This window comes from Streptomyces sp. NPDC046759 (assembly GCF_040645475.1).
Lineage (GTDB): Bacteria > Actinomycetota > Actinomycetes > Streptomycetales > Streptomycetaceae > Streptomyces.
The window spans coordinates 90886-114227 of record NZ_JBEYYJ010000006.1 but is presented as its reverse complement, the minus strand read 5'-3'; the positions used below and the strand labels follow the sequence as shown (position 1 = coordinate 114227).

The 23342-nt window shown below is 72.7% G+C and carries 21 protein-coding genes and 1 tRNA gene; 6 read left to right on the top strand and 16 right to left on the bottom strand.

Going from position 1 to position 23342, the window contains the following annotated elements; all coding sequences use genetic code 11:
* Positions 1 to 17: 17 nt before the first annotated feature.
* The gene (locus tag ABZ919_RS10555) at positions 18 to 1646 is read left to right on the top strand and encodes a protein kinase (protein ID WP_361245218.1); all 1629 of its coding nucleotides are present in this window, start codon (positions 18 to 20) and stop codon (positions 1644 to 1646) included.
* 89 nt (positions 1647 to 1735) lie between these two features.
* Here the strand turns inward: ABZ919_RS10555 and ABZ919_RS10550 are convergent, their stop codons facing one another.
* Entirely contained in the window at positions 1736 to 2275 is a 540-nt protein-coding gene (locus ABZ919_RS10550; RefSeq protein ID WP_361245214.1) for a bacterial proteasome activator family protein, read from the bottom strand.
* A 175-nt stretch (positions 2276 to 2450) separates the two neighbouring features.
* On the opposite strand from ABZ919_RS10550, the gene ABZ919_RS10545 reads away from it, so the two are divergent.
* Positions 2451 to 3209: a hypothetical protein gene (locus ABZ919_RS10545; RefSeq protein WP_361245211.1), complete on the top strand. Its 759-nt coding sequence runs from the start codon at positions 2451 to 2453 to the stop codon at positions 3207 to 3209.
* A gap of 239 nt (positions 3210 to 3448) precedes the next feature.
* On the opposite strand, the gene ABZ919_RS10540 is transcribed toward ABZ919_RS10545, so the two are convergent.
* The 6 genes from ABZ919_RS10540 to pdhA form a co-directional block, all read right to left on the bottom strand.
* Entirely contained in the window at positions 3449 to 4429 is a 981-nt protein-coding gene (locus ABZ919_RS10540; protein WP_361245208.1) for an NAD(P)H-quinone oxidoreductase, read from the bottom strand.
* A gap of 112 nt (positions 4430 to 4541) precedes the next feature.
* On the bottom strand, positions 4542 to 5891 hold the full coding sequence (locus ABZ919_RS10535; protein WP_361245205.1) for a molybdopterin molybdotransferase MoeA: 1350 nt from the start codon (positions 5889 to 5891) through the stop codon (positions 4542 to 4544).
* Positions 5888 to 6811 (bottom strand): NTP transferase domain-containing protein, encoded by a 924-nt coding sequence (locus ABZ919_RS10530; RefSeq protein WP_361245202.1) that lies wholly within the window; start codon positions 6809 to 6811, stop codon positions 5888 to 5890. The genes ABZ919_RS10535 and ABZ919_RS10530 overlap by 4 nt, the downstream gene beginning before the upstream one ends.
* Before the next feature lie 66 nt (positions 6812 to 6877).
* Positions 6878 to 8236: a dihydrolipoamide acetyltransferase family protein gene (locus ABZ919_RS10525; protein WP_361245199.1), complete on the bottom strand. Its 1359-nt coding sequence runs from the start codon at positions 8234 to 8236 to the stop codon at positions 6878 to 6880.
* A complete protein-coding gene (locus tag ABZ919_RS10520) occupies positions 8236 to 9240 on the bottom strand; it encodes an alpha-ketoacid dehydrogenase subunit beta (protein ID WP_361245196.1) in 1005 nt (334 codons plus the stop codon). The genes ABZ919_RS10525 and ABZ919_RS10520 overlap by 1 nt, the downstream gene beginning before the upstream one ends.
* A complete protein-coding gene (gene pdhA / locus ABZ919_RS10515; RefSeq protein ID WP_361245193.1) occupies positions 9237 to 10391 on the bottom strand; it encodes a pyruvate dehydrogenase (acetyl-transferring) E1 component subunit alpha in 1155 nt (384 codons plus the stop codon). Before pdhA ends, ABZ919_RS10520 begins: the two co-directional genes overlap by 4 nt.
* 190 nt (positions 10392 to 10581) lie before the next feature.
* On the opposite strand from pdhA, the gene ABZ919_RS10510 reads away from it, so the two are divergent.
* The gene (locus tag ABZ919_RS10510) at positions 10582 to 11064 is read left to right on the top strand and encodes an Lrp/AsnC family transcriptional regulator (RefSeq protein ID WP_361245759.1); all 483 of its coding nucleotides are present in this window, start codon (positions 10582 to 10584) and stop codon (positions 11062 to 11064) included.
* Positions 11065 to 11083: 19 nt separating this feature from the next.
* On the opposite strand, the gene ABZ919_RS10505 is transcribed toward ABZ919_RS10510, so the two are convergent.
* Both ABZ919_RS10505 and ABZ919_RS10500 read right to left on the bottom strand, forming a co-directional pair.
* On the bottom strand, positions 11084 to 11671 hold the full coding sequence (locus tag ABZ919_RS10505; protein ID WP_361245191.1) for a TetR/AcrR family transcriptional regulator: 588 nt from the start codon (positions 11669 to 11671) through the stop codon (positions 11084 to 11086).
* The gene (locus ABZ919_RS10500) at positions 11668 to 13185 is read right to left on the bottom strand and encodes a 3-hydroxyacyl-CoA dehydrogenase (protein WP_361245188.1); all 1518 of its coding nucleotides are present in this window, start codon (positions 13183 to 13185) and stop codon (positions 11668 to 11670) included. Before ABZ919_RS10500 ends, ABZ919_RS10505 begins: the two co-directional genes overlap by 4 nt.
* Before the next feature lie 160 nt (positions 13186 to 13345).
* Between ABZ919_RS10500 and paaN the strand changes: the two genes are divergently transcribed.
* Positions 13346 to 15040 carry a phenylacetic acid degradation protein PaaN gene (gene paaN / locus ABZ919_RS10495; protein ID WP_361245185.1) on the top strand — a complete coding sequence of 565 codons (1695 nt, stop codon included), beginning with the start codon at positions 13346 to 13348 and terminating at the stop codon, positions 15038 to 15040.
* Here the strand turns inward: paaN and ABZ919_RS10490 are convergent.
* The 3 genes from ABZ919_RS10490 to ABZ919_RS10480 are packed head-to-tail and all read right to left on the bottom strand — an operon-like array spanning position 15037 to position 17998.
* On the bottom strand, positions 15037 to 15792 hold the full coding sequence (locus ABZ919_RS10490) for a TrmH family RNA methyltransferase (protein ID WP_361245182.1): 756 nt from the start codon (positions 15790 to 15792) through the stop codon (positions 15037 to 15039). The genes paaN and ABZ919_RS10490 overlap by 4 nt on opposite strands.
* Positions 15789 to 17021 carry an HTTM domain-containing protein gene (locus tag ABZ919_RS10485; RefSeq protein ID WP_361245180.1) on the bottom strand — a complete coding sequence of 411 codons (1233 nt, stop codon included), beginning with the start codon at positions 17019 to 17021 and terminating at the stop codon, positions 15789 to 15791. Before ABZ919_RS10485 ends, ABZ919_RS10490 begins: the two co-directional genes overlap by 4 nt.
* A complete protein-coding gene (locus ABZ919_RS10480; protein ID WP_361245177.1) occupies positions 17018 to 17998 on the bottom strand; it encodes a DUF5819 family protein in 981 nt (326 codons plus the stop codon). The genes ABZ919_RS10485 and ABZ919_RS10480 overlap by 4 nt, the downstream gene beginning before the upstream one ends.
* 363 nt (positions 17999 to 18361) lie before the next feature.
* Between ABZ919_RS10480 and ABZ919_RS10475 the strand changes: the two genes are divergently transcribed.
* A complete protein-coding gene (locus tag ABZ919_RS10475; protein ID WP_361245756.1) occupies positions 18362 to 19501 on the top strand; it encodes an acyl-CoA dehydrogenase family protein in 1140 nt (379 codons plus the stop codon).
* A gap of 70 nt (positions 19502 to 19571) precedes the next feature.
* Here ABZ919_RS10475 and ABZ919_RS10470 read toward each other — a convergent pair whose 3' ends face one another.
* The 3 genes from ABZ919_RS10470 to ABZ919_RS10460 form a co-directional block, all read right to left on the bottom strand.
* Positions 19572 to 19901, bottom strand: coding sequence for a rhodanese-like domain-containing protein (locus ABZ919_RS10470; RefSeq protein WP_361245753.1), 330 nt, complete (start codon positions 19899 to 19901; stop codon positions 19572 to 19574).
* A 66-nt stretch (positions 19902 to 19967) separates the two neighbouring features.
* The gene (locus tag ABZ919_RS10465) at positions 19968 to 20774 is read right to left on the bottom strand and encodes a hypothetical protein (protein ID WP_361245174.1); all 807 of its coding nucleotides are present in this window, start codon (positions 20772 to 20774) and stop codon (positions 19968 to 19970) included.
* A gap of 86 nt (positions 20775 to 20860) precedes the next feature.
* Complete coding sequence (locus ABZ919_RS10460; RefSeq protein ID WP_361245171.1) at positions 20861 to 22345, bottom strand: DUF2252 domain-containing protein; 1485 nt, start codon at positions 22343 to 22345, stop codon at positions 20861 to 20863.
* A 209-nt stretch (positions 22346 to 22554) separates the two neighbouring features.
* Between ABZ919_RS10460 and ABZ919_RS10455 the strand changes: the two genes are divergently transcribed.
* On the top strand, positions 22555 to 23109 hold the full coding sequence (locus tag ABZ919_RS10455) for a DUF202 domain-containing protein (protein ID WP_361245168.1): 555 nt from the start codon (positions 22555 to 22557) through the stop codon (positions 23107 to 23109).
* Between the two features lie 132 nt (positions 23110 to 23241).
* Here the strand turns inward: ABZ919_RS10455 and ABZ919_RS10450 are convergent.
* Positions 23242 to 23325 (bottom strand) — tRNA-Leu (locus ABZ919_RS10450).
* Positions 23326 to 23342 lie beyond the last annotated feature (17 nt).

The following is a 23342-nucleotide window of genomic DNA, read 5'->3' as shown; positions in this document are numbered from 1 at the left end:
GTGGGGGACACGCAGAGATGAGCCAGGACGGCGCACACGGCCGGTATGCGGGGCAGTCGCTGGCCGGCGGCCGCTACCAGCTGCGCGACTTGCTCGGCGAGGGCGGAATGGCCTCGGTGCACCTGGCGTACGACGCCGTGCTCGACCGTCAGGTCGCCATCAAGACACTCCACACGGAACTCGGCCGGGAACAGGCGTTCCGCGAGCGCTTTCGCCGCGAGGCCCAGGCCGTGGCCAAGCTCACGCACACCAACATCGTCTCCGTCTTCGACACCGGCGAGGACGACCTCGGCGGCATGACGACGCCGTACATCGTCATGGAGTACGTCGAGGGCCGCCCGCTGGGCTCGGTCCTCGAACAGGACATCCGGCAGCACGGCGCGATGCCGGCCGACAAGGCGCTGAAGGTCACCGCGGACGTGCTGGCGGCGCTGGAGATCAGCCACGAGATGGGGCTGGTCCACCGCGACATCAAGCCGGGCAACGTGATGGTGACCAAGCGCGGCGTGGTCAAGGTCATGGACTTCGGCATCGCCCGCGCCATGCAGTCCGGTGTGACGTCGATGACCCAGACCGGCATGGTCGTCGGCACCCCGCAGTACCTCTCGCCCGAGCAGGCCCTCGGCCGTGCCGTGGACGCCCGCTCCGACCTGTACTCGGTCGGCATCATGCTGTTCCAGCTGGTCACCGGGCGACTGCCGTTCGACGCGGACTCGCCGCTGGCGATCGCCTACGCGCATGTGCAGGAGGAGCCGGTGGCTCCGTCCTCGATCAACCGCTCCCTGCCGCCCGCGGTGGACGCCCTGGTCGCCCGCGCGCTGAAGAAGAACCCGAACGAGCGTTTCCCGACCGCCGAGTCCATGCGCGACGAGTGCCTGCGGGTCGCCGCCTCCTTCCAGGCGGCCGCGCCGAGCATCGTTCCGGGCGCCGCGCCGACGCAGAGCGGCCAGGGTGTCGGCTCCGCGGTGTTCCCGCCGGTCGACCGGGCGGCCCCGGCACCCGCAGGACCGGTGCAGACGCCGTACCAGCCGGGCCCGTACGGCACGCCGCAGACGCCCGCCCCGGCCTACGGCTACCCGCAGCAGGGCGGCTACCAGACGCCGCCTCCGATGGGGTACGGCCCGCAGACCCCGCAGACCCCGCCGCCGTACGGGCTCTCGCCGCAGACGGCTCCGCAGCACCCTGCCGCGGGCTCCGGCGGCAGGAACAACAAGCCGGTGATCATCGGCTCGGTCGCGGTGTCGCTCGTCGCGGTGATCGCCCTGATCGTCGCGCTGACGCTGAACAGCGGCGGTGACGACACGGGTGGCAGCGGCGGTGCGAGCGCCTCGGCGTCCACCTCCCACCCGGCGGGCTACCGCGGGCCGGACCGGTCCCGGGTGATCGACAAGACCAAGTGCTCGGATCCGACGGAGTCCTGGAACGACGCGGACAAGGTGCTGCTGCCCGACTTCCGGTACAAGGACATCGACTCGGTGAAGGCCTGCTTCCACGCCGCGGGCTGGAAGTACAAGATCACTTCGCAGAACGACAACACCTGGGGCAAGGACACCGTCCTGGACCAGTTCCCGGCCGAGGGCACGGAGGTCGGCAAGAAGGACCCGGGGACGATCGACCTCACGGTCTCGACGGGCAACCCCGCCTGACAGCGATCAGGCCTGACAGCGGCCTTCTGCGCGCATACGACCGGAGCCCGGCACCTTGTGGTGCCGGGCTCCACTTGTCGCTCCGCTCGTTACAGGTACGGTCCGCCCGAGCGGCCTGTGGCACGGGGGTCGTCGCCGCCCTCGTGAGCGGTCACACCCGGCGGGAGCGCACGGCGCATCGACTCCAGCTGGGCACGCGCCGCCATCTGCTGGGCGAACAGCGTCGTCTGGATCCCGTGGAAGAGGCCCTCCAGCCAGCCCACCAACTGCGCCTGCGCAATCCGTAGTTCCGCGTCGCTCGGCGTGGCGTCGTCGGTGAACGGCAGAGAGAGCCGCTCGAGTTCCTCGACCAGCTCCGGCGCGAGGCCGTCCTCCAGCTCCTTCACCGAGCTGGCGTGGATCTCCTTCAGCCGCACCCGGCTGGCCTCGTCCAGGGGAGCCGCGCGCACCTCCTCCAGGAGCTGCTTGATCATGCTGCCGATCCGCATGACCTTGGCCGGCTGTTCCACCTGCTCCGTCACCGGGATCTCACGGGACTCGTCGTCCGCACCGCCGAGCGCCATCCCGTCCTGGCCCACGACGAGGATCTGGGGGTTCTCCGGCAACCGTTCGTTCCTCGGCATCTCCATGCCGCCATTCTCTCGCACGCCTACACCTCATCACCGTGGTGCCCCCTCGTGGGGCTGATCCACCGTTTAGACCCGACGGCCCAATCTGGAATGCCCCGTTTGCCATTGAATGTGAGGCTTGTTTCCGTCGGTTTTCCACCGATCACGACATCCGGGCCCCCGGGAGGTCACCGACGTGACTCCATGGCTGCGCATCACATTCCGCTGCATACGGCTGCTGCTCGTTCTCGCGGCGACCCTGCCCGCGTACGACATCGTCACCGGGTACGCCACCGGCGCGTCCGCGGCCGAGTCCGGGCCGGGAGGCTCCGCCGGCCCAGGGCATCCGAACCGGCCCGCGCCCAAAGACGCGGACCACTCCGCCCGCGGTGGAGCAAACGGCCCGGACCGTCCCGCCCACCCGGAGCCCACGGCCCGCGAGGATCCGGACGGTCCCCGTTTCCGCCTCCCGGACCCCGCCGATCACGGTCACGGTCACGATCACCGCCATCGCGGGTCGTTCCCCGACGACCCGGCGCCGATACCGGTGCCCTCCGATTCCGCCTCCGCCTCGTACCACTCGGCGACAGCCGTCCAGCCGACCCGTGCGGGCAGCTGGGCGGGCGAGGGCCGGATGCGGCCGGGCCGGCCGGACGTGGACGGGCCCGCGGCCGAGGTGGAGGGCGACGACGATCCGGTGCCCACCCGGGCCGCCGGCACCGGCCGGGCCGAGGACCCGGAGACCGCGAACCTCCCGTCCGCGACACCCACCGCCTCCACCGTCCCCGACGAGGCCGGTGTCAACCCCGCCGACCGCCCGACCCAGAACGCCGCCCCCGAGGACGAGAACGGCAACGAACCGGTCCTCCAGATCCTCCCGCTCGGTACCGGCCTGGTCCTCATCGGCCTGGGCCTGGGCCTGGCCTTCCTCGGCCTGAGACTCCGCAGGAACTGACACCGATGCCGGCCCCACCGCGGCTGCGGGCCACCGTGCCTGCGGGGCGTGGCCGCACGACGTGCGTGACGCGGGCGCTACGACGTGCGTGGCGTGGCGCAGGCGCTATGACACACGTGCCGTGGCGCAGGCGCTATGACACACGTGCCGTGGCGCAGGCGCTATGACACACGTGCCGTGGCGCAGGCGCTACGACACACGTGGCATGGCGCAGGCGCTATGACATACGTGGCATGGCGCTACGACGTAACCAGCAGCACCTTCCCCACGTGTCCGCTCGCCTCCACCACCCGATGCCCCTCGGCCGCCTCCGCCATCGGCACCTCACGATCCACGACCGGACGGACATGACCACCGGCGAACAGCGGCCACACGTGCTCGCGCACAGCCGCCACGATCGCCGCCTTCTCACTCAGCGGCCGTGCCCGCAGCGAGGTCGCGCTGATCGCGGCCCGCTTGCTGAGCAGCGTGCCGATGTTCAGTTCGCCCTTCACCCCACCCTGCATGCCGATGATGGCGAGCCGCCCGCTGACGGCGAGCGCCTGGACGTTGCGGTCGAGGTACTTCGCGCCCATGTTGTCGAGGATGACGTCGGCGCCCGCACCGCCCGTGGCCTGCTTGATCTCGGCGACGAAGTCCTGCTCGCGGTAGTTGATGAGGATGTCCGCGCCCAGCTCGGCACAGCGCTCCAGCTTCTCCTTGGTGCCGGCCGTCACCGCGACCTTGGCCCCGACGGCCTTGGCGAGCTGGATCGCCATGGTGCCGATGCCGCTGGACCCGCCGTGGACGAGCAGCGTCTCGCCGGGCCGCAGATGGGCGATCATGAACACGTTGGACCAGACGGTGCAGACCACCTCGGGCAGCGCGGCCGCCTGCCTGAGTTCGACGCCCTCGGGCACGGGCAGCAGCTGCCCGGCCGGTACGACGACCTTCTCGGCGTAACCGCCGCCCGAGAGCAGCGCGCACACCTCGTCACCGACGGCCCAGCCGGACACTCCCGAGCCGAGCGCGGCGATCCTGCCGGAGCATTCCAGACCGGGGTAGGGGGAGGCGCCGGGTGGCGGGTTGTAGAAGCCCTGCCGCTGCAGGATGTCGGCACGGTTGACGGCGCTGGCCACCACCTCGACCAGCACCTCACCCTCGCCGGGCACCGGATCAGGGGCCTCCGCCCACACCAGCGCCTCGGGACCACCAGGTTCGGGAATCGTGATCGCATGCATGCCTGTGACGCTACTCCCCGAGGAAAGCGCCACCGGGGTGGACCCCGCTCACTTCCGACGGGTCACCGGATGATCGCCCGACTGGCGGGCGCTGCCGTCACGGCCGGACGTTTCACGTGAAACACACCTCGATTCCCGCGGCCGCCCACGGCAGGTCGAGCAACTCCGTCTCCTCACCCTGCCGGACTCCACCAGGCGGTACGACGGCCAGCGCATCGGCGGCGGCGATGCCGCGGAGCATGGCCGGACCGTTGTAGCGCAGCGGTACGGCACGGTCGCCGCGCAGCACCACGGGGATGAGCCGGGTGTCATAGGGATGCCCTTGCACCGCCTGGCTGAGCGGCAGCGTGTAGGGCTCGGGTGCCGGGTGGGCGGCCAGGGTGCGCAACAGCGGCTCGGCGAGCGTCAGCAGGCCGGAGACGGCCGCGAGGGGATTCCCGGGCAGGCCGACGAGGTGCTGGGCCTCCTTGGTGCGGGCCAGCAGCATGGGGTGGCCCGGGCGCACCTTGACACCGTCGACGAGGAGCTCGGCGCCGAGGCGTTCCAAGGTGGGATGGACGTGGTCGACCGGCCCGCCCGCGGTGCCGCCGGTGGTGACGATCAGGTCGGCTGTCGAGCCCTTCACCGCCTTCTGCAGGGCCTTGGCGTCATCGCGGATCCGGCGCACCGCGACGACCTCGGCACCGAGCGCCCGCAGCCAGGGCGGCAGCATGGGCCCGAGCGCGTCCCTGATCAGGCCGTCGTGCGGCAGACCCTCGGTCAGCAACTCGTCACCGAGTACGAGGACTTCGGCGCTCGGCCGGGGTACGGCGGTGACGGTGTCGTATCCGGCCGCCGCGGCGAGACCCAGGACGGCGGGGGTGACCCGGGTGCCGACGGGCAGCAGCTGGTCGCCGGTGCGGCACTCCTGGGCGCGCGGGCGGATGTCCTGGCCGTGGACGATCTCCCGGGTGGCATGGACCCGCCCCTGCGAGTCGGTGCGGCCGTGTTCACTGCGCAGGACGGCGGTGGTGTCCGCCGGGATGCGGGCGCCGGTGGCGATACGGACCGCCTCCCCGTCGGTGAGCGGCTCGGGCTGCGCGTGCCCGGCGAGTACACCCTCGTCGCGCACCTCCCAGGGCCCCGGTCCGGCGACGGCCCATCCGTCCATCGCGGAGGTGTCGAAGGAGGGCAGATCGGTGAGCGCGTCGAGAGGGGCGGCCAGCACCAGCCCGAGGGCATCGCCGAGCGGCACGGAGACGGGGGCGCGGCGGCCCTGGGAGCGTGCGGCACGGGCGGCGATGACGCGGGCCTGGGGCCAGGGGGTGGCCCGGTGCCGCTCGCCGTGCGCTTCCGGCGCCGGAGCGGGGACCTGGCCCGCATGGTCGTCCTTGGCTTCCCTCACGAGGGCCAAAGCCTCCTCGACGTCCAGGTCGTCACTGTCCTCGGCGGGCGCTCCGGCCCGCGTCCCGGGGGCGGTCATCCGGCGTCCGGGGCGCCCTGGCCCCCGCTGTTCCGGCTTCCGCCCCCGTTGTCCGTTTCCCTGTTCTCCTGCTCCCAGCGCAGCGCGAGGGCGGCCGCCTTGCGGGAGGCCTCGGCGACGGCCTCGGGGCCGCCCTTGCCCTGGGCCGCGGCGTAGCCGACGAGGAAGGTGGTCAGCGGCGCGGCGGGCCGGGCCACACCGTGCGCGGCGTCACGGGCCAGGTCGAGCAGAGCGCGGGTGTCGACGTCCAGGTCGATGCCCAGCTCGTCCTTGACTGCGGAGATCCATTCATCCAACACGTGCCCATGCTCCCTGATGCGTGCCCTGGCGTTGACGAGGTCGTCCCAGGTGTCGCAGTCGAACGACGCGAGCGGGTCCGGGACGCGGGTGAGGCGAAGGGCGCCGGTCAGCCGGCGCAGGGGCAGGCCGGTCAGGCCGTCGGGCCCGGTCGCGAGGGCGGCCAGCCCGCGGCGGAGCGCGAGGGTGCAGTAGGCGGCCACGAGCGGCTGGTCGCGGCCATCGGCGTCGGTGAGCAGCGCCCCGTCGGCTCCGGTGTCACGCAGAGCGCCCAGCAGGCGCTGCAACGTCGTGGACTGCACGAAGGGCAGGTCGGCGGAGAGCACGACGGCGTGCTCGGCAGTGGTGAGCCGCAGGCCGGCCTCCAGCGCGGCGACCGGTCCGGCGCCGGGGGGTTCCTCGCGCGCCCAGCGCACCGGCCGCGCGGTGGGCCGCCGGTCGGCGACGACGACGGTCGTCCCGGCGCCCGCACAGGCCGTGAGCACGCGGTCGAGCAGCGCCCGGCCCCCGACCCGCAGACCGGGCTTGTCGGCCCCGCCGAGCCTCCGGGCGGCGCCGCCGGCCAGCACGACGGCGTCGTACGGCACGGGCGTCCCGAGGGCGGTGGGGGCGTTGTCGGTCATCCCCCGAGTATGTCCCGAGCGGCCCCGCTCGTGTCTTCCGCGGGGCCTTCCCTCGGGTCCCGTGCGTCACAGCGTGCGCAGGAGCACCGCCGGCTGTTCCACGCAGTCCGCCACGTACCGCAGGAAGCCGCCCGCCGTGCCGCCGTCGCACACCCGGTGGTCGAAGGTGAGCGACAGCTGGACGACCTGACGGACCGCCAGCTCGCCCTGGTGCACCCAGGGCTTGGGGACGATCCGGCCGACGCCGAGCATGGCGGCCTCGGGGTGGTTGACGATCGGCGTGGAGCCGTCGACACCGAAGACCCCGTAGTTGTTCAACGTGAACGTCCCGCCGGTCAGTTCACCGGGCGTGAGCGTCCCGCCGCGGGCGGCCTCGGTGAGCCGGGCGAACTCGGCGGTCAGCGACTCGGCGTCGCGCGCATGGGCGTCCCGGACGACCGGCACGACCAGGCCGCGTTCGGTCTGCGCGGCGAATCCGAGATGGACGTGGTCGAGCTGGACGACCTCGCGGGCCTCGGTGTCGACGTAGGAGTTCAGCTCGGGGAACCGGGCGAGTGCGGCCGTGCAGATGCGGGCGAGCAGCGCGAGGACGGAGATCTTCGGCCCTCCGGACGCGTTCATGGCGGTACGCGCGCGCATGAGTTCGGTCGCGTCGGCGTCGACCCAGCAGGTGGCGTCCGGGATCTCCCGGCGGCTGCGGGAGAGCTTGTCGGCGACGGCACCGCGCACGCCCTTCAGGGGGATGCGGACTCCCTCCTGCGCGGGCGTGGCGACGCGGACCGGCTCCTGCACCGCGGGTGCCCGGGTGGCCCGGGCCCGCAGCGCGCCCTCGACGTCCGCGCGCAGGATCAGCCCGTCCGGGCCGGAGCCGGACAGCTGCCTGAGGTCCACGCCGCCCTCCCGGGCGAGCCTGCGGACGAGCGGGGAGATCACCGGAACCGGCCCGTCGGCGAGCACCGGTGCCGTCACGCGCGCGTGGGCGGCGGGCGCGGCCTGCCGGGGCCGTGCGTTCCGGGCGGGCTTCGCCGGCCCGGCGGCTTCCGGCTGCCGTGCCTCGCCGTTCCGCTCGGCGGTGGCCGCGATCGCGGCCCGTACCCGGCGCCGCCGGGCCGCAGGGGCCTGGGTGCCGTAACCGACCAGAACGTTGCCGGAACCCTCCTGCTCGGTGTCCGGCGCCGCTTCGCCCACGGCCACCGTCAACAGCGGTGCGCCGACGGGCAGTTCGGTGCCCTCCTCGCCGAAGCGGGCGGTGACCACACCGCCGTACGGGCAGGGCACCTCGACCATCGCCTTGGCCGTCTCGACCTCGACGACCGGCTGGTCGACGGCGACCACGTCACCGACCTCGACCAGCCAGCGGACGATCTCCGCCTCGGTGAGTCCCTCGCCGAGGTCGGGCAGTTTGAACTCCAGCACCTGTGCCATCAGCCCTCGGCCTCCCACTGCAGCCGGGCCACGGCGTCCAGGATGCGGTCGACGCCGGGCAGGTGGTGCCGCTCCAGCATGGGCGGCGGGTAGGGGAGGTCGAAGCCGGCCACGCGCAGCACCGGCGCCTCCAGGTGGTGGAAGCAGCGCTCGGTGATCCGGGCCGCGATCTCGCCGCCCGGCCCGCCGAACCCGGTGGACTCGTGCACGACGACCGCGCGTCCGGTGCGCCGCACGGCCGCGCAGACCGTCTCGTCGTCGAACGGCACCAGGGAGCGCAGGTCGATCACTTCCAGGTCCCACCCCTCGGCCTGTGCGGCCTCGGCGGCCTCCAGGCAGACCGGCAGGGAGGGACCGTAGGTGATCAGCGTGGCGCTGCGGCCGGGGCGGCGGACGACCGCGCGGCCGATGGGCTCCACGTCCGTGGGCTGCTCGGGGTTCCAGGAGTCCTTCGACCAGTACAGCCGCTTGGGCTCCAGGAAGACGACCGGGTCGTCGGAGGCGATGGCCCGGCGCAGCAGGCCGTAGGCGTCGGCGACGGTCGCGGGCGTGACCACGTGCAGTCCCGGCGTGGCCATGTAGTAGGCCTCGGAGGAGTCGCTGTGGTGCTCGACGCCACCGATGCCGCCGCCGTAGGGGACGCGGACGGTGATCGGCAGGGGCATCTTCCCGCGGGTGCGGTTGCGCATCCGGGAGACATGGCTGATCAGCTGCTCGAGCGCCGGGTAGGCGAAGGCGTCGAACTGCATCTCCACCACCGGGCGCAGGCCGTACATGGCCATGCCGACGGCGGTGCCGAGGATGCCGGCCTCGGCGAGCGGGGTGTCGGTGCAGCGGTCCTCGCCGAACTCCTTGGCGAGGCCGTCGGTGACCCGGAAGACTCCGCCGAGCGTGCCGACGTCCTCACCCATGACGTGCACGGTCGGGTCGGCGGCCATGGCGTCGCGCAGCGCGCGTGTGAGGGCCTGCGCCATGGTGGCGGGCTTGACGGCGACGGTGGTCATCGGGCGCCGCCTTCCTGCTCGCCGTGCCGCTCCTGCTCGGCTTCCAGCTCGGCCCTGAGCAGGGCGCGCTGTTCGCGCAGTTGGGCGGTGGTCTCGGCGTAGACGTGGTCGAAGAGTTCCATGGGGTCGAGTTCGGGGTCCCGGTTCATGCGTTCCCGCAGATCCGCCGCCATCGCCTCCGCGTCCTCCCGTACGGCTTCGCGGCCGGCCTCGTCGAGCAGGCCGCGCGCGGTCAGCTCGGAGTCGAGCAGCTCGATCGGGTCGTGGGCGCGCCAGGCCTCGACCTCGGCGTCGCCGCGGTAGCGGGTGGCGTCGTCGGCGTTGGTGTGGGCCTCGATCCGGTAGGTCACCGCCTCCACCAGGGTGGGTCCGCCGCCGGCACGCGCGTGCCGTACCGCGTCGCTGAGGACGTCGTGCACCGCCGCCGCGTCGTTGCCGTCGACCAGGCGGCCCGGCATGCCGTATCCGACAGCCTTGTGGGCCAGGGAGGGGGCGGCGGTCTGCTTGGCGAGCGGGACGGAGATGGCGAAGCCGTTGTTCTGGACGAGGAAGACGACCGGCGCCTGCCAGACGGCGGCGAAGTTCAGTGCCTCGTGGAAGTCGCCCTCGCTGGTGCCGCCGTCACCCACCAGGGCGAGCGCCACCACGTCGTCGCCCTTGAGGCGGGCGGCGTGCGCGAGGCCCACGGCGTGCGGCAGCTGGGTGGCCAGCGGGGTGGAGAGGGGGGCGACGCGATGGGCGTAGGGGTCGTAGCCGCTGTGCCAGTCGCCGCGCAGCAGGGTGAGGGCCTCCACGGGGTCCACGCCTCGGGCCACGACGGCAAGGGTGTCGCGGTAGCTGGGGAAGAGCCAGTCGCGCTCTTCGAGGGCCAGGGCGGCGGCGACCTCGCAGGCCTCCTGACCGGTGCTGGAGGGGTAGACGGCGAGGCGGCCCTGCTTGGTGAGTGCGGTGGCCTGCGTGTTGTAGCGGCGGCCGCGCACCAGCTGGGCGTAGAGCCGGAGCAGCAGGTCCGGGTCGGCCTTGGCGGCCGCCTCGGTGCCGAGGACGCGGTACGGCTCGGCGTCGGGCAGCAGGGGCGCGGGGTCCATACGGGGCTGCCAGGCGGGCGGCGGGGATGGCCGGTACGCGCCCCGCTGCTCCATGACCGTCATGACGGCACCTCCTCGTGGGAGCGGCTACGGGAGACGCGTCGGCTGTGAAGCGCCTCACCAACCGATTGTTCGGTCGTCGGCACATTTTGGCTACAGCCCCCTCCAGGCTGTGGACAAACGGTTCTCCACAGCCTGGAATGAACGCAGGACGTCCACGTCGAGGGAGCGGGGGGCAATGGCAACTGAACAAATGGCCGACGGACCGCAGGACGGCGCCTCGCTGCCGCCCCGCCCGCTGGACGCCATCGACCAGGACATCCTGAAGATCCTCCAGGCGGACGGCCGCGCCTCGATACGGTCGGTCGCCGAACGCGTCCACGTCTCGCGCGCCAACGCCTATGCCCGCATCAACCGGCTCGTCGAGGACGGCGTCATCCGCGGGTTCAGCGCGCGCGTGGACCATGAGCGTGCGGGGCACGGCACGTCGGCGTACGTCACCTTGAAGATCGTCCAGAACACCTGGCGCACGGTCCGTGAGCAGCTGCGGCAACTGCCCGGCGCCTCCCACATCGCTCTCGTGGGCGGCGACTTCGACGTGCTGCTGCTGGTGCACACGCCCGACAACCGGGCGCTGCGCGAGCTGGTGCTCACCCGGCTCCAGGCGATCCCCGAGGTGCTCAGCACCCGCACCCTGCTGGTGTTCGAGGAGGAGGACCTGGAGCCGGAGACCTGAGGGCGGGCGGGGCCCGGGGTCAGCCCGCGCGCAGGCCCGCGAACACCAGCCGGACCACCGCGTCGGCCACCTCGCGGGAGCCGGCGCCCCCCGGGTCCGGCCGGTACCACTCCACGATCGAGTTGATCATTCCGAAGACCAGCCGGGTGGCCAGCCGCACCTCGACGTCGCCGCGTACGTCCCCGTCGGCGGCCGCGGCCTTGAGCAGCTCGGCGACCCGGTGGTCGAAGTCGCGCCGCTTCTCCAGCGCCCACCGCTCGGTCTCGGTGTTGCCGCGCACCCGCAGCAGCAGCGTCACGTACGGCAGCTCGCCTATGAGCACCTCGACCATGCGCCGTACGACGTGCTCCAGCCGGTCGACCGGGCGCCCCACGCGCGCGTGCTCCTCGTCGAGGATCGCGAACAGGCTCTCCAGGGCGCGGCTGACGGCCAGGCGAAGCAGCTCCTCCTTGCCGCTGACATGGTGGTAGATCGACGACTTGGAGATGCCGGCCGCCTTGGACAGGTGCTCCATGGAAGTACCGTCGTAGCCGCGCTCGTTGAAGACCTGGACGGCCACGGAGAGCAGCGTCTCGGGCGTGTAGGTGTCGCGTCTGGCCGTGGTCATTCGTCGCCCTCCCGCTTGTCGTCGACGGCGTAGGCGCGGCGGTAGAGCGCGAGGGAGGGCGCGTAGCGTCCGGAGGGGTCGCGCTCGTGCATCTCGTCCAGGACGTCGAAGGCGAACTCGCGGCCCAGCCTGCGGTCCCACTCGAACGGGCCGAGCGGGTAGTTCACGCCGAGACGCATGGCCGTGTCGACGTCCTCCTCGGTGGCGACACCCTTGGCGACCGCGTCGTGGGCGAGGTCGATGACCCGGGCCACCGTCCGGGCGACGATCATGCCGGGGACGTCGCCGATGACGCTGACGTCCTTGCCGAGGGCCTGGAAGAGGCCGATGGCCTCGGCGAGCGCCTGCGGCGAGGTCTCCTGGGAGGCGGACAGGGCGATGCGGGTGGCGGTGCGGTAGTCGAGGGCGAGGTCGAAGTGGACGACGTCGCGGAACTCCGCGGCGGTCTGGCCGTCGGCGAGGACCAGCTGACCGCCGCCGGGCAGCACCAGCCGGGTGCCGTTGTCCTCGTCCTCCTCGCGCACCTGGATGCCCGCCTCGCGGATCAGGGTGAGCAGCTCGGCCGCCGGGCCCAGGCCGCCCTCGGCGACGACGTACGCGGGCGGCTGCTCCTTGTCGGCGGTGTGCGGCTCGGGCCGCTCGGCGCCTTCGGCGTGGTCGTACCAGCCGTGGCCGGTCTTGCGGCCGAGGCGGCCGGACTCCACCAGCCGGCGCTGGGCCAGGGACGGCGTGAAGCGCACGTCCTGGAAGAAGGACTGCCACACCGAACGGGTGACGGATTCGTTGACGTCCTGTCCGATCAGGTCGGTCAGCTCGAAGGCGCCCATCCTGAAACCGCCGGACTCGCGCAGGACCGCGTCGATGGTGGCCGGGTCGGCGGCCTGGGCCTCGTAGACGGCGAACGCCTCGGCGTAGAACGGCCGGGCGATCCGGTTGACGATGAAACCCGGGGTGTCGGCGCAGGCCACCGGGGTCTTGCCCCAGGCGCGTGCGGTCTCGTACGCCCGCGTGGCCGACGTGACGTCGGTGGCGAACCCGGAGACGACCTCGACGAGCGGCATGAGCGGTGCCGGATTGAAGAAGTGCAGGCCCACGAGGCGGCCGGGATGGCGCAGGGCACCGCCGACGGCCGTCACCGACAGCGAGGAGGTGTTGGTCGCGAGCAGGCAGTCCTCGGCGACGATCTCCTCCAGCTCCGCGAACAGCTGCTGTTTGACGTCCAGCCGCTCCAGGACGGCCTCGACGACCAGCGTGCAGTCCGCCAGCTCGGCAAGGCTCTCCACGGGCTTGAGACGGGCGCGGGCCGTATCCCGGTCGGCGGCGCCGAGCCGGCCCTTCTCCACGAGCCGGTCGAGCCGGGCGCCGATCGCCGCCGCCGCGTCCCGGGCGCGCCCGGCCGCGGCGTCATACAGCCGCACGGGGTGCCCGGCGACCAGCGCGACCTGGGCGATGCCCTGGCCCATGGTGCCGGTGCCGACGACGGCCACGGGGCTGCTGAGGTCGAGTGCTGTCATGTGCGCGATCCTCCCGCACGACGTTTTCCACAGATGCGGCGGACCCCCTTGTCCCGACCGATCGTTCGGTTACTCTAGCTCTGACCGCCCGATCCCGCTGCTCTTTCCGCCAGGTCGACGTACTCGACGAAGAGTCCTCCAGACGAGGAGTTGGTCCCGAATGGCCGCCGAACTGACCGCCCAGGCGCTGATCGCGAAGCACCGGCCCACCCTGGACCAGGCGCTGGAAGCGATCCGCACGCGCGCGTACTGGTCCCCGCACCCCGAGCATCCCAAGGCCTACGGTGAGAACGGCAGCCTGGACGCGGCGGCGGGCAAGGCCGCCTTCGACGCCCTGCTGGGCAACCGGCTCGACCTCACCGACCAGCCCGGCACCGACGACTGGGTGGGCGGCGAGGTCTCGCCGTACGGCATCGACCTGGGCGTCACCTACCCGCACCCGGACATCGACGTGCTGCTGCCCGCGATGAAGGCCGGCCAGCGTGCCTGGCGGGACGCGGGCGCCGAGACCCGGGCGATGGTGTGCCTGGAGATCCTCAAGCGCATCAGCGACCGTACGCACCAGTTCGCGCACGCGGTCATGCACACCAGCGGACAGGCCTACATGATGGCGTTCCAGGCGGGCGGCCCGCACGCCCAGGACCGCGGCCTGGAGGCGGTGGCGTACGCGTACGCGGAGCAGGTCCGCACGCCCGGCACGGCCGAGTGGTCCAAGCCCCAGGGCAAGCGCGACCCGCTGGCCCTGACCAAGCAGTTCACGGCGGTGCCGCGCGGCCTCGCCCTGGTCATCGGCTGCAACACCTTCCCGACCTGGAACGGCTACCCGGGCCTGTTCGCCTCCCTCGCCACCGGCAACGCGGTCCTGGTCAAGCCCCACCCGCGCGCGGTGCTGCCGCTCGCGCTGACCGTGCGGATCGCCCGCGACGTGCTCGCCGAGGCCGGCTTCGACGCCAACCTGGTCGCGCTGGCCGCCGAGCGCCCCGGCGAGGGCCTCGCCAAGACCCTCGCCACCCGGCCCGAGATCCGGATCATCGACTACACCGGGTCGACGTCCTTCGGCGACTGGCTGGAGGCCAGCGCCCGCCAGGCGCAGGTCTACACCGAGAAGGCCGGCGTCAACACGGTGATCGTGCACTCCACGGACAACTACAAGGGCATGCTGTCCAACCTGGCGTTCTCGCTGTCCCTGTACAGCGGCCAGATGTGCACCACCCCGCAGAACCTGCTCATCCCCCGGGACGGCATCCGCACCGAGGAGGGCCCCAGGACCTTCGACGAGGTCACCGCCGACCTCGCCCGCGCGGTCGACGGCCTCCTCGGCGACGACGCCCGTGCGAACGCCCTGCTGGGTGCGATCGTCAACCCGGACGTCAAGGCCCGTCTGGAGGCAGCCGCCGGTCTCGGGGAGGTCGCCCTCGCCTCGCGCCAGATCAGCAACCCGGAGTTCCCCGACGCGGTCGTGCGCACCCCGGTCATCGTCAAACTGGACGGCGCCAAGCCGGACGACGAGGCCGCCTACATGAGCGAGTGCTTCGGCCCCGTCTCCTTCGCCGTCGCGGTCGACTCGGCCGCCGACGCGGTGGAGCTGCTGCGCCGCACGGTCCGTGAGAAGGGCGCGATGACGGTCGGCGCCTACACCACCGACGCCGAGGTCGAGCAGGCTGTCGAGGAGGTGTGCCTGGAGGAGTCGGCCCAGCTCTCGCTCAACCTGACCGGCGGGGTCTATGTGAACCAGACCGCAGCCTTCTCCGACTTCCACGGCTCGGGCGGCAACCCGGCGGCGAACGCCGCGCTGTGCGACGGAGCCTTCGTGGCGAACCGCTTCCGGGTGGTCGAGGTGCGCCGGCAGGCCTAGGAAGCGCCGGGTGCGCCCCCGGTGGCGCTCCAGTGGTACAGCGTCATCGCCACGCTGGTGGCGAGGTTGTAGCTGGAGACCTGGGGGCGCATCGGCAGCGCCAGCAGCTGGTCGGCACGCGCGCGCAGCTCGGCCGACAGACCGCTGCGCTCCGAGCCGAACGCCAGCACCGCGTAGTCGGGCAGCTTGGTGCCCCGGATGTCCTCGCCCTCGGGGTCGAGCGCGAACAGGGGGCCTGGGGGCAGTTCGTCCACGCCGAGGCGTTCCACGGCGGTCGCGAAGTGCAGTCCGGCGCCGCCGCGCACCACCGTGGGGTGCCAGGGGTCGAGCGTGCCCGTGGTGACCACTCCGGCCGCCCCGAAACCGGCGGCCAGCCGGATCACGGCGCCGGCGTTGCCCAGGTTGCGGGGATCGTCCAGGACCACGACGGGCGCGGTGCGGGGCGTGCGGGCGAGCGTGCGCAGGTTGGCCTCGCGCGACGGCCGTACGGCGAGCGCCGCCACGCCGGTCGGGTGGGGCCGCGGGACGAGGGAGGCGTACGTCTCGGCGGGCACCTGGGTGAGCAGCGCGTCCAGGACGTCCCGCACGTCCCCGGCCAGTTCCTCGGCGAGGGCGAGCGCGGCCCGCTTGTCGGTGGTGACCGCCACCGGGACCTCGGCCCCGAAGCGCAGCGCGTGCTTGACGGCGTGGAAGCCGTCGAGCAGCACGGCGGCACCGGCGCACCGGCGCCAGCGGGTCAGCGGGTCGCTCATGCCGTGAACCCTACGCGGCCCTGCGGGCTCTCCTGCGACTCCACCGCAGCCGGCGCCGGGGAGCCCGGTTCCGGCACCGTACGGCTCTCGCGCCGGACGAGCCGGCCACGCGCGCGTGCCACCAGCCCGCCCACCCGGCGCAGGAACGACGTCGGCAGGAAGACGGCGTCCGCGCTGATCATCGCCAGTGAGAAGAACGGCAGGCCGAGCACGACCGCGATGACCGAGTGCTCGATCATCATCAGCACCAGCAGGATGTTCTTGACCCGCCGGTTGAACACGCTGAACGGGAAGGCGACCTGCACCATGACCGTCCCGTAGGCGACGGCCATCATGATCGTTCCACTGGAGGACATCAGGTCGGCGAGTCCGGGCCAGGGCGAGAAGTAGTCCAGGTGAAGCGGGTAGTAGACGGCAGTGCCGTCCTGCCAGCGCGAGCCCTGGATCTTGTACCAGCCGGCGGTCGCGTAGATCAGGCAGGCCTCCGCCATGATCACGAACAGGGCGCCGTTGTGCAGGACGTTGGCGACGACGTCCAGCAGGATCTTCGGCTCCGGGGACTTCGCCCGGCGGCCGACGGCCCACCACAGCCCGAGCACCACCCAGGCCGTCCACAGCAGCACGGGGATCAGCCGGCCGTTGTCGAACCGGCCGGTGAACGTCGCTATGAGCAGTGCCAGGCCGGACACCGCCCACAGGGCGGGCCCCACCCGGTCGGCGGGAACCCGCTCCCCACGCGCGCGTGCCGCCTGCGCCTGCGCCGCCCGCCGGGCGTCCAGGGACCACACCTGCCCGCAGCGCGTGAACACCAGATAGAAGGACATCAGGTGCAGGACGTTGTCGCCGCCGTCACCCACGAAGACACTGCGGTTCTGCAGCGACAGCACGCCCACCATGAACAGCAGGGACGCCGTCCTCGTGCGCCAGCCGACCAGCAGCGCCGCGCCGGCGAGGACGGCCAGCGCGTAGCAGCACTCGAACCACAGCTGCCCGTCCGACCACAGCAGGGCCGAGAAGGCGTGGTTGTCGGCGGTCAGCTCCTTGGCGAGCTTCCAGCCCCAGGGTCCGGCCGGGCCGTAGAGCTCCTGGCGGTGCGGGAACTCGCGCAGCAGGAACAGCAGCCAGGTCCCGGCGAACCCGATGCGGACGACGGCGCTCTGGTAGGGCCCGAGCGCCGAATCGGTGACGCGGGCGATAGCGCGCGAGAAGGTGAGGGAGAGCCGGTTCACCGGACACCTCCCGCAGCCTCGTCAGCCGTCACGGTCCACCATGGCAGCACGCGGAAGACAGGCTTGTCGGACACGCGCTCACGGCTCCACTCGGGTGGCTGCACATTGGTGGTGCTGGAACGGATCTGCACGCGCTGGACGACACCGTCCCGGCCGGCCGGATAGGTCCGGTACAGGCGCATCACCACGATCCGGCGCAGGTACTGCTCGGAGAGGGCGCCGCGCATACCCACCGGGCGGTTGTCGGTGCTGTGCGTGGCGACGAAGAAGTCCCAGGCGCGGCGCAGCTCGTTCTGCTGGGTGTGACTCGGCACCGGGTTCCCGTCGATGGCGGCACCGTCCTGGGCGGAGAGGTCGGTCCAGCCGGTGGTGCGCAGTCCGCCGTCCTTCACCCGCACCACGGCGCGCACCTGGACGGCGATGTTCTGCTGCAGCGGGTTCGGCGCGAACAGCTTCCAGTTCTGCTCGAACTCCGGGTACACCCACTCCTCGACCGCCTTGCCGTGCTGCTTGGTCACGGTGTTGGCGGGGGCGAGGCTGAGGAACACCATCAGCAGGTGCACACCGACGGCCACACCGACCACCGCGAGGGCCAGCGCCGCCGCGATCTGGTAGCGGGGGGAGAGAGCGGCCACGCCCCTCCGGGGGGTGGCGGACGGCACGGGGGCGGGCTCGTCCGGCCCGGCGGTCTGCGCCGAGGGGGCCGTCCGGGCCGTCTGTTCCGCAGGCGTCCCGTGACCGGGCCCGGACGTCGGGTCGGCCTGCTCCTGGCGCGGTCGCTGCGCCAGCAGGACCGGCTGCTCGCCGCCCGCGCCACCGGCATCCCCGGCGTCCCCGCTCGACTCCGCGGGCTCAGCCTCCCCCGCGTCGGTGCCGGCCCGGGAGCCGAGGTCGGCCGGCGGAGCATCGGGGAGACGCGCCCCGGCCGGCCCGCCGGGGCCGGGTCCGGCCCCCGGGTCCTCGTCGTACGCGTCCATTCGGCCCCGTCCCCCGTTTCGGCTCGATCGTTCGGCTCAGTCGTTCGGCTCAATGGTCAAGCTCGGTGATGCGGCGCCCGACACGAGCGCCCCACTCTTCACGCACGCCACTCAGCGGCGTCCGCACGGAACGGTACTCAGCCCCGGCCACCGGGCGCAGCCCCGGGTACGGAGGACGGCCGTGGTCCTCGCCACGCGGTACGGCGACGGCACCGGCCGCAGCCGCCCGCCCCGCGGTGCCCGCAGCGGCCGAGAGCCGCCCCGGGGTGCGTCGCCCAAGTCGGCACCTCGCCGTTCCCTTCTCATAGAACCTGTTCTATCTTGACGGACCGTCAGGTGACCGCACCGTCGGAGGGACAGGCCGTGGACTTCACCTTCACCGAGGAGCAGCGGGCGGCGGCCGAGGCGGCGCGCGGGGTGTTCGCCGGCGTGGTACCGGACGCGGTGCCCAGCCCGGCGCTCACCACCGGTGCCGTGGCCGAGGGCCTGGACCGGGAGCTGTGGACCCGGCTGGCCGGGGCGGACCTGCTGAGTCTGCTCCTCGACGAGGCGCACGGCGGCTCCGGTCTGGACGCGATCGCTCTGTTCCTGGTGCTGCGCGAGTCCGCCAAGGTCCTCGCCCGGGTACCGCTGCTGGAGCACTGCGCGGCCGCAGCGGCCATGCAGGCCTACGGCGGCGCGCAACCGGCGGCGATGCTGGCCCGGGCCGGCCGGGGTGAGCTGGTGCTCACGGTCGCGGCGCACGGCCGTACCGGCCACGACCCGGCCGAACTGGCCGTCGGCGCACGCCGGGACGGCACGGCCTGGGTGCTGGACGGGGTGCAGACGGCGGTGCCGTGGGCGTACGACGCGGACCTCGTCGTCGTACCGGCGCACCTGGAGGGCACCGCTGCCGAGCGGACCGTGCTCGCGCTGGTACCACGCGAGCTCGAGGGGGTGACCCTCGCCGAGCAGGTGTCCACCAGTGGGGAGAGGCTGGCCGAACTGCGGCTCGTGTCCGTGCGGCTCGACGCGGGCGATGTCATCGAGGCCGAGGGCGCCTGGGAGTGGCTGCACGCGCTGCTCACCACCGGCACCTGTGCGCTGGCGCTCGGGCTGGGTGAACGGGTGCTGGCCATGACCGCCGAGTACGCCGGCAAGCGGGAGCAGTTCGGGTACCCGATCGCGACCTTCCAGGCGGTGGCCGTGCAGGCCGCGGACCGGTACATCGATCTGCGTGCCATGGAGGCCACGCTGTGGCAGGCCGCCTGGCGGATCGCCTCCGGCGCGCCGGGGGCGCTGCCCGCGGCCGGGGACGTCGCGGTGGCGAAGATCTGGGCGGCGGAGGGCGTGCGCCGGGTGGTGCAGACGGCGCAGCATCTGCACGGCGGATTCGGGGCCGACACCGACTACCCGCTGCACCGGTATCACGCCTGGGCCAAACACCTGGAGCTGGCGCTCGGCCCGGCGGCGGCCCACGAGGAGAGACTCGGGGACCTGCTGGCCGCGCACCCGCTGGGCTGACTCCCGGCGCCGGGCCGGGAGTACGGTCCCGGCAGCCCGGGCGAGCTGCGGGCGCGGACGGCGAGGTGGGCTACAGGACGTGGCCGGGCCGGCCCTCGTCCGTGATCACCGGGCGGCCGGCGGCCTGCCAGACCTGCATGCCGCCGTCGACGTTCACCGCGTCGATGCCCTGCTGGACCAGATACATGGTGACCTGGGCCGAGCGGCCGCCGGAGCGGCAGATGACGTGGACGCGGCCGTCCTGCGGGGCGGCCTCGGTCAGCTCGCCGTACCGGGCCACGAACTCGCTGATGGGGATGTGCAGCGCTCCCTGGGCATGGCCCGCCTGCCACTCGTCGTCCTCGCGGACGTCCAGCAGGAAGTCGCCGTCCTTGAGGTCCGTGACCTCGACCGTGGGCACACCAGCTCCGAAACTCATGTCCCCGACGCTACCCGACGGCGCCGAGCCATCCGGACGAGCCGCGGCTCAGCCCTCTCCCAGCAGGGCCGCCAGCTCCGCCTCCCGCTGGGCGATGTCGGAGCGCAGCCTGCCGGCGATCTCCTCGAGCAGCCCGTCCGGATCGTCCGGGGCGAGCCGGAGCATGCCGGCGATCGCTCCGTCCTCCAGTTCGCGGGCGACGAGAGAGAGCAGCTCCTTGCGCTGGGCGAGCCACTCGAGACGGTCGTACAGCTCCTCGGCGGGGCTCGGGCGCCGCTCGGGCGGTACCGGGCCGGCCGCCCACTCCTCGGCCAGCTCCTTCAGCAGGGCCGCGTCGCCGCGGGCGTAGGCGGCGTTGACACGGGTGAGGAACTCCTCACGCCGCGTCCGCTCCTCTTCCTCCTGCGCGAGGTCGGGGTGGGCCTTGCGGGCCAGCTCGCGGTAGAGCTTGCGGGCCTCCTCGCTGGGCCGCACCCGCTCCGGTGGCCGTACCGCCTGGTCGGTGAGCATGGCGGCGGCCTCCGGGTACAGGCCGTGACCGTCCATCCAGCCGTGCAGCAGTTCCTCCACGCCGGGGATCGGCAGGACCCGGGCACGGGCCTCCTCGGCGCGGCGGACGTCCTCCGGATCGCCGGTGCGGGCCGCCTTCGCCTCGGCGATCTCGGCGTCCAGCTCCTCGATGCGAACGTAGAGCGGGCCGAGCCGCTGCTCGTGCAGCCGGGAGAAGTTCTCGACCTCGACGCGGAACGTCTCCACGGCGATCTCGTACTCGATCAACGCCTGCTCGGCGGCCCGCACGGCCTGCTCGAGCCGTTCCTCGGGCCGCGGTGCCTGTTCGGCTTCCGGAGTACTCACCACTCGCCCAGCGTAGCGGTGCCCTCGGCCGGGGCCGGGGGTGCGGTGTCTCACCGCAGGACCGTGGCTCGGTGCCCGGCCCCGCCTCACACTCCCGGTTCGGCCGCGATGCGTCCCGCGCGGATCCCCGTGAGCAGCTCGGCGTGGTCCGCCTCGGTGCGGTCGGCGTAGGTGACGGCGAAGGCGGCTATCGCCTCGTCCAGCTCCTCGTTCTTGCCGCAGTACCCGGCGATCAGCCGCGGATCGGCGCTGTGGGAGTGGGCGCGGGCCAGCAGGGCGCCGGTCATGCGGCCGTAGTCGTCGATCTGGTCGGCGGCGAGGGCGGCGGGGTCGACACTGCCCTTGCGGTTGCGGAACTGGCGCACCTGGAAGGGGCGGCCGTCGACGGTCGTCCAGCCCAGCAGGATGTCGCTGACGACCTGCATCCGCTTCTGGCCGAGGACCACCCGGCGGCCCTCGTGCTCCACGGGCGGCGCCTCGAACCCGGCGGCGGCCAGGTGCGGGACCAGGGCGGAGGGGCGGGCCTCCTTCACCTGCAGCACCAGCGGCTGTTCACGGTGGTCGAGGAGGAGCACGACGTAGGACCGGGTGCCGACGCTGCCCGTGCCGACCACGCGGAAGGCCACGTCGTGCACGGCGTGCCGGGCGAGCAGGGGGTGCCGGTCCTCGCTGAGGGTGTGGACGTAGGACTCCAGGGACGCGGCGACCGCGTGGGCCTCGGCATCGGATATCCGGCGCAGGACCGGCGAGGCGTCCACGAACCGCCGTCCGCCGTCCGCCACCGTCTCGGTCGACCTGGCCGCGAAGCGGCCGCTGGTGTTGGCGCGGGCCTTCTCGGAGACCCGCTGCAGGGTGCCGAGCAGGTCGTGGGCGTCGGTGTGGGAGACCAGTTCCTCGTCCGCGATGGCGTTCCACGCATCCAGCACCGGCAGCTTGGCCAGCAGGCGCATGGTGCGGCGGTAGGCGCCGACCGCGTCCTGCGCGGCCGCGCGGCAGGTGTCCTCGTCGGCACCGGCCTCCCGGCCCGCGAGCACCAGCGAGGCGGCCAGCCGCTTCAGATCCCACTCCCAGGGGCCGTGCACGGTCTCGTCGAAGTCGTTGAGGTCGATGACGAGGCCGCCGCGGGCGTCGCCGTACAGACCGAAGTTGGCCGCGTGCGCGTCACCGCATATCTGGGTGCCGATCCTGGTCATGGGAGTACGGGCCAGGTCGTACGCCATCAGTCCGGCCGAGCCGCGCAGGAAGGCGAAGGGGGTCGCCGCCATCCGTCCGACGCGGATCGGGGTCAGCTCCGGAATGCGGCCGGCGTTGGACTCCGTGACCGCGCTCACCGCGTCGGGTCGGGCGGCGTCCAGGTCGAGCGTGCGGTGCGCGCTGCGCGGCACGCTCGTCCGCAGGGCCTTGCCCTCCTGCTTGGGCGAGCCCTGCCCGGGCCACTGGGCGAACCCGCGCACCCACGGCAGCCGGCGTGTCCCCGCGTCGGGCCGGGCCGATCCGTCGGACCCGCCGGACCCGCCGGGCCCGTCGGACCCCCCGGCCGCGTCCGTGACTTCCACACCGGTTCCGGTCATCTCGACCGCCTCCCCCGAACATCCGTCGGCACGAAGTCCGACCCGAACATCAACTCGTGCAGACCGTACAACCGGCGCCGGGAACGCGTCAGACCCTGTGGACAACCGTGGACGACCCCGGACGACCCCCTGTGGACAACCGTGGACGACCCCGGACGACCCCCTGTGGACAACCATGGACGACCCCGGACGACCCCCTGCGGACAACCATGGACGACCGACGGACGACTCCCTGCGGACAAGGTGCGCCGTACAGCCGGCCGCCGGTAGCCGGACAACGGGCGCCGCGCAGCCGGCCGCCGGTAGCCGGACAACGGGCGCCGCGCAGCCGGCCGCCGGTAGCCGGACAACGGGCGACCGGACGAGAACTTCCTCATACCGGGAGACCGTCATGTACAGGTGCGCGGCTCCTGGCCCGAGCCGTCTCCGACGAGCGCACCGATCCCGACCCGCGGTTCACCTACGCCTGCGAACGCACGTTCCTGGCGTGCAGCCGCACCGCACTGGCACTGGTGGCGGCGGGACCCGGCCGTCACTCAGCTCCTGCCGCCCCTCCCCGGGATCTCCTGGGCCGCCGTACCATCGGCGTCCCGCTGATCGTGCTCGGCGCGGGTGTCGCCGTGATCAGCTACGTCGAATCGAACCGGAGCCGGCGTGCCCTGCGGGCCGGCAGACCCTGGCTCCCGGGGTGGAGGTCCTCAAAAGCCCACACCCCCAGTAACAACACGGCATCACCCGCAGCAAACCCCTTGGCACGTCCGTGAGATAGCTCACGTGCAGGCCAACGTACGTTGGCCTCCAGGCTGTGCGATCCCTCACAAACCCGGACACAACGAGAAACGGGTCTTTGTCGGTGACTTCCGTCACCGACAAAGACCCGTTTCTCGGTTTCTCTGTGCGCGAGGGGGGAGTTGAACCCCCACGCCCTTGCGGGCACTGGAACCTGAATCCAGCGCGTCTGCCTATTCCGCCACCCGCGCATTGGGTGTGTCTTCCG

Bases quoted from the DNA above. Each gene is read 5' to 3' on its own strand.
- ABZ919_RS10555 (WP_361245218.1), top strand. From the start codon at position 18: ATGAGCCAGGACGGCGCACACGGCCGGTATGCGGGGCAGTCGCTGGCC.
- ABZ919_RS10550 (WP_361245214.1), bottom strand. From the start codon at position 2,275: ATGGAGATGCCGAGGAACGAACGGTTGCCGGAGAACCCCCAGATCCTC.
- ABZ919_RS10540 (WP_361245208.1), bottom strand. From the start codon at position 4,429: ATGCATGCGATCACGATTCCCGAACCTGGTGGTCCCGAGGCGCTGGTG.
- ABZ919_RS10535 (WP_361245205.1), bottom strand. From the start codon at position 5,891: ATGACCGCCCCCGGGACGCGGGCCGGAGCGCCCGCCGAGGACAGTGAC.
- ABZ919_RS10530 (WP_361245202.1), bottom strand. From the start codon at position 6,811: ATGACCGACAACGCCCCCACCGCCCTCGGGACGCCCGTGCCGTACGAC.
- ABZ919_RS10525 (WP_361245199.1), bottom strand. From the start codon at position 8,236: ATGGCACAGGTGCTGGAGTTCAAACTGCCCGACCTCGGCGAGGGACTC.
- ABZ919_RS10520 (WP_361245196.1), bottom strand. From the start codon at position 9,240: ATGACCACCGTCGCCGTCAAGCCCGCCACCATGGCGCAGGCCCTCACA.
- pdhA (WP_361245193.1), bottom strand. From the start codon at position 10,391: ATGACGGTCATGGAGCAGCGGGGCGCGTACCGGCCATCCCCGCCGCCC.
- ABZ919_RS10510 (WP_361245759.1), top strand. From the start codon at position 10,582: ATGGCCGACGGACCGCAGGACGGCGCCTCGCTGCCGCCCCGCCCGCTG.
- ABZ919_RS10505 (WP_361245191.1), bottom strand. From the start codon at position 11,671: ATGACCACGGCCAGACGCGACACCTACACGCCCGAGACGCTGCTCTCC.
- ABZ919_RS10500 (WP_361245188.1), bottom strand. From the start codon at position 13,185: ATGACAGCACTCGACCTCAGCAGCCCCGTGGCCGTCGTCGGCACCGGC.
- paaN (WP_361245185.1), top strand. From the start codon at position 13,346: ATGGCCGCCGAACTGACCGCCCAGGCGCTGATCGCGAAGCACCGGCCC.
- ABZ919_RS10490 (WP_361245182.1), bottom strand. From the start codon at position 15,792: ATGAGCGACCCGCTGACCCGCTGGCGCCGGTGCGCCGGTGCCGCCGTG.
- ABZ919_RS10480 (WP_361245177.1), bottom strand. From the start codon at position 17,998: ATGGACGCGTACGACGAGGACCCGGGGGCCGGACCCGGCCCCGGCGGG.
- ABZ919_RS10460 (WP_361245171.1), bottom strand. From the start codon at position 22,345: ATGACCGGAACCGGTGTGGAAGTCACGGACGCGGCCGGGGGGTCCGAC.
- ABZ919_RS10455 (WP_361245168.1), top strand. From the start codon at position 22,555: ATGGACGACCGACGGACGACTCCCTGCGGACAAGGTGCGCCGTACAGC.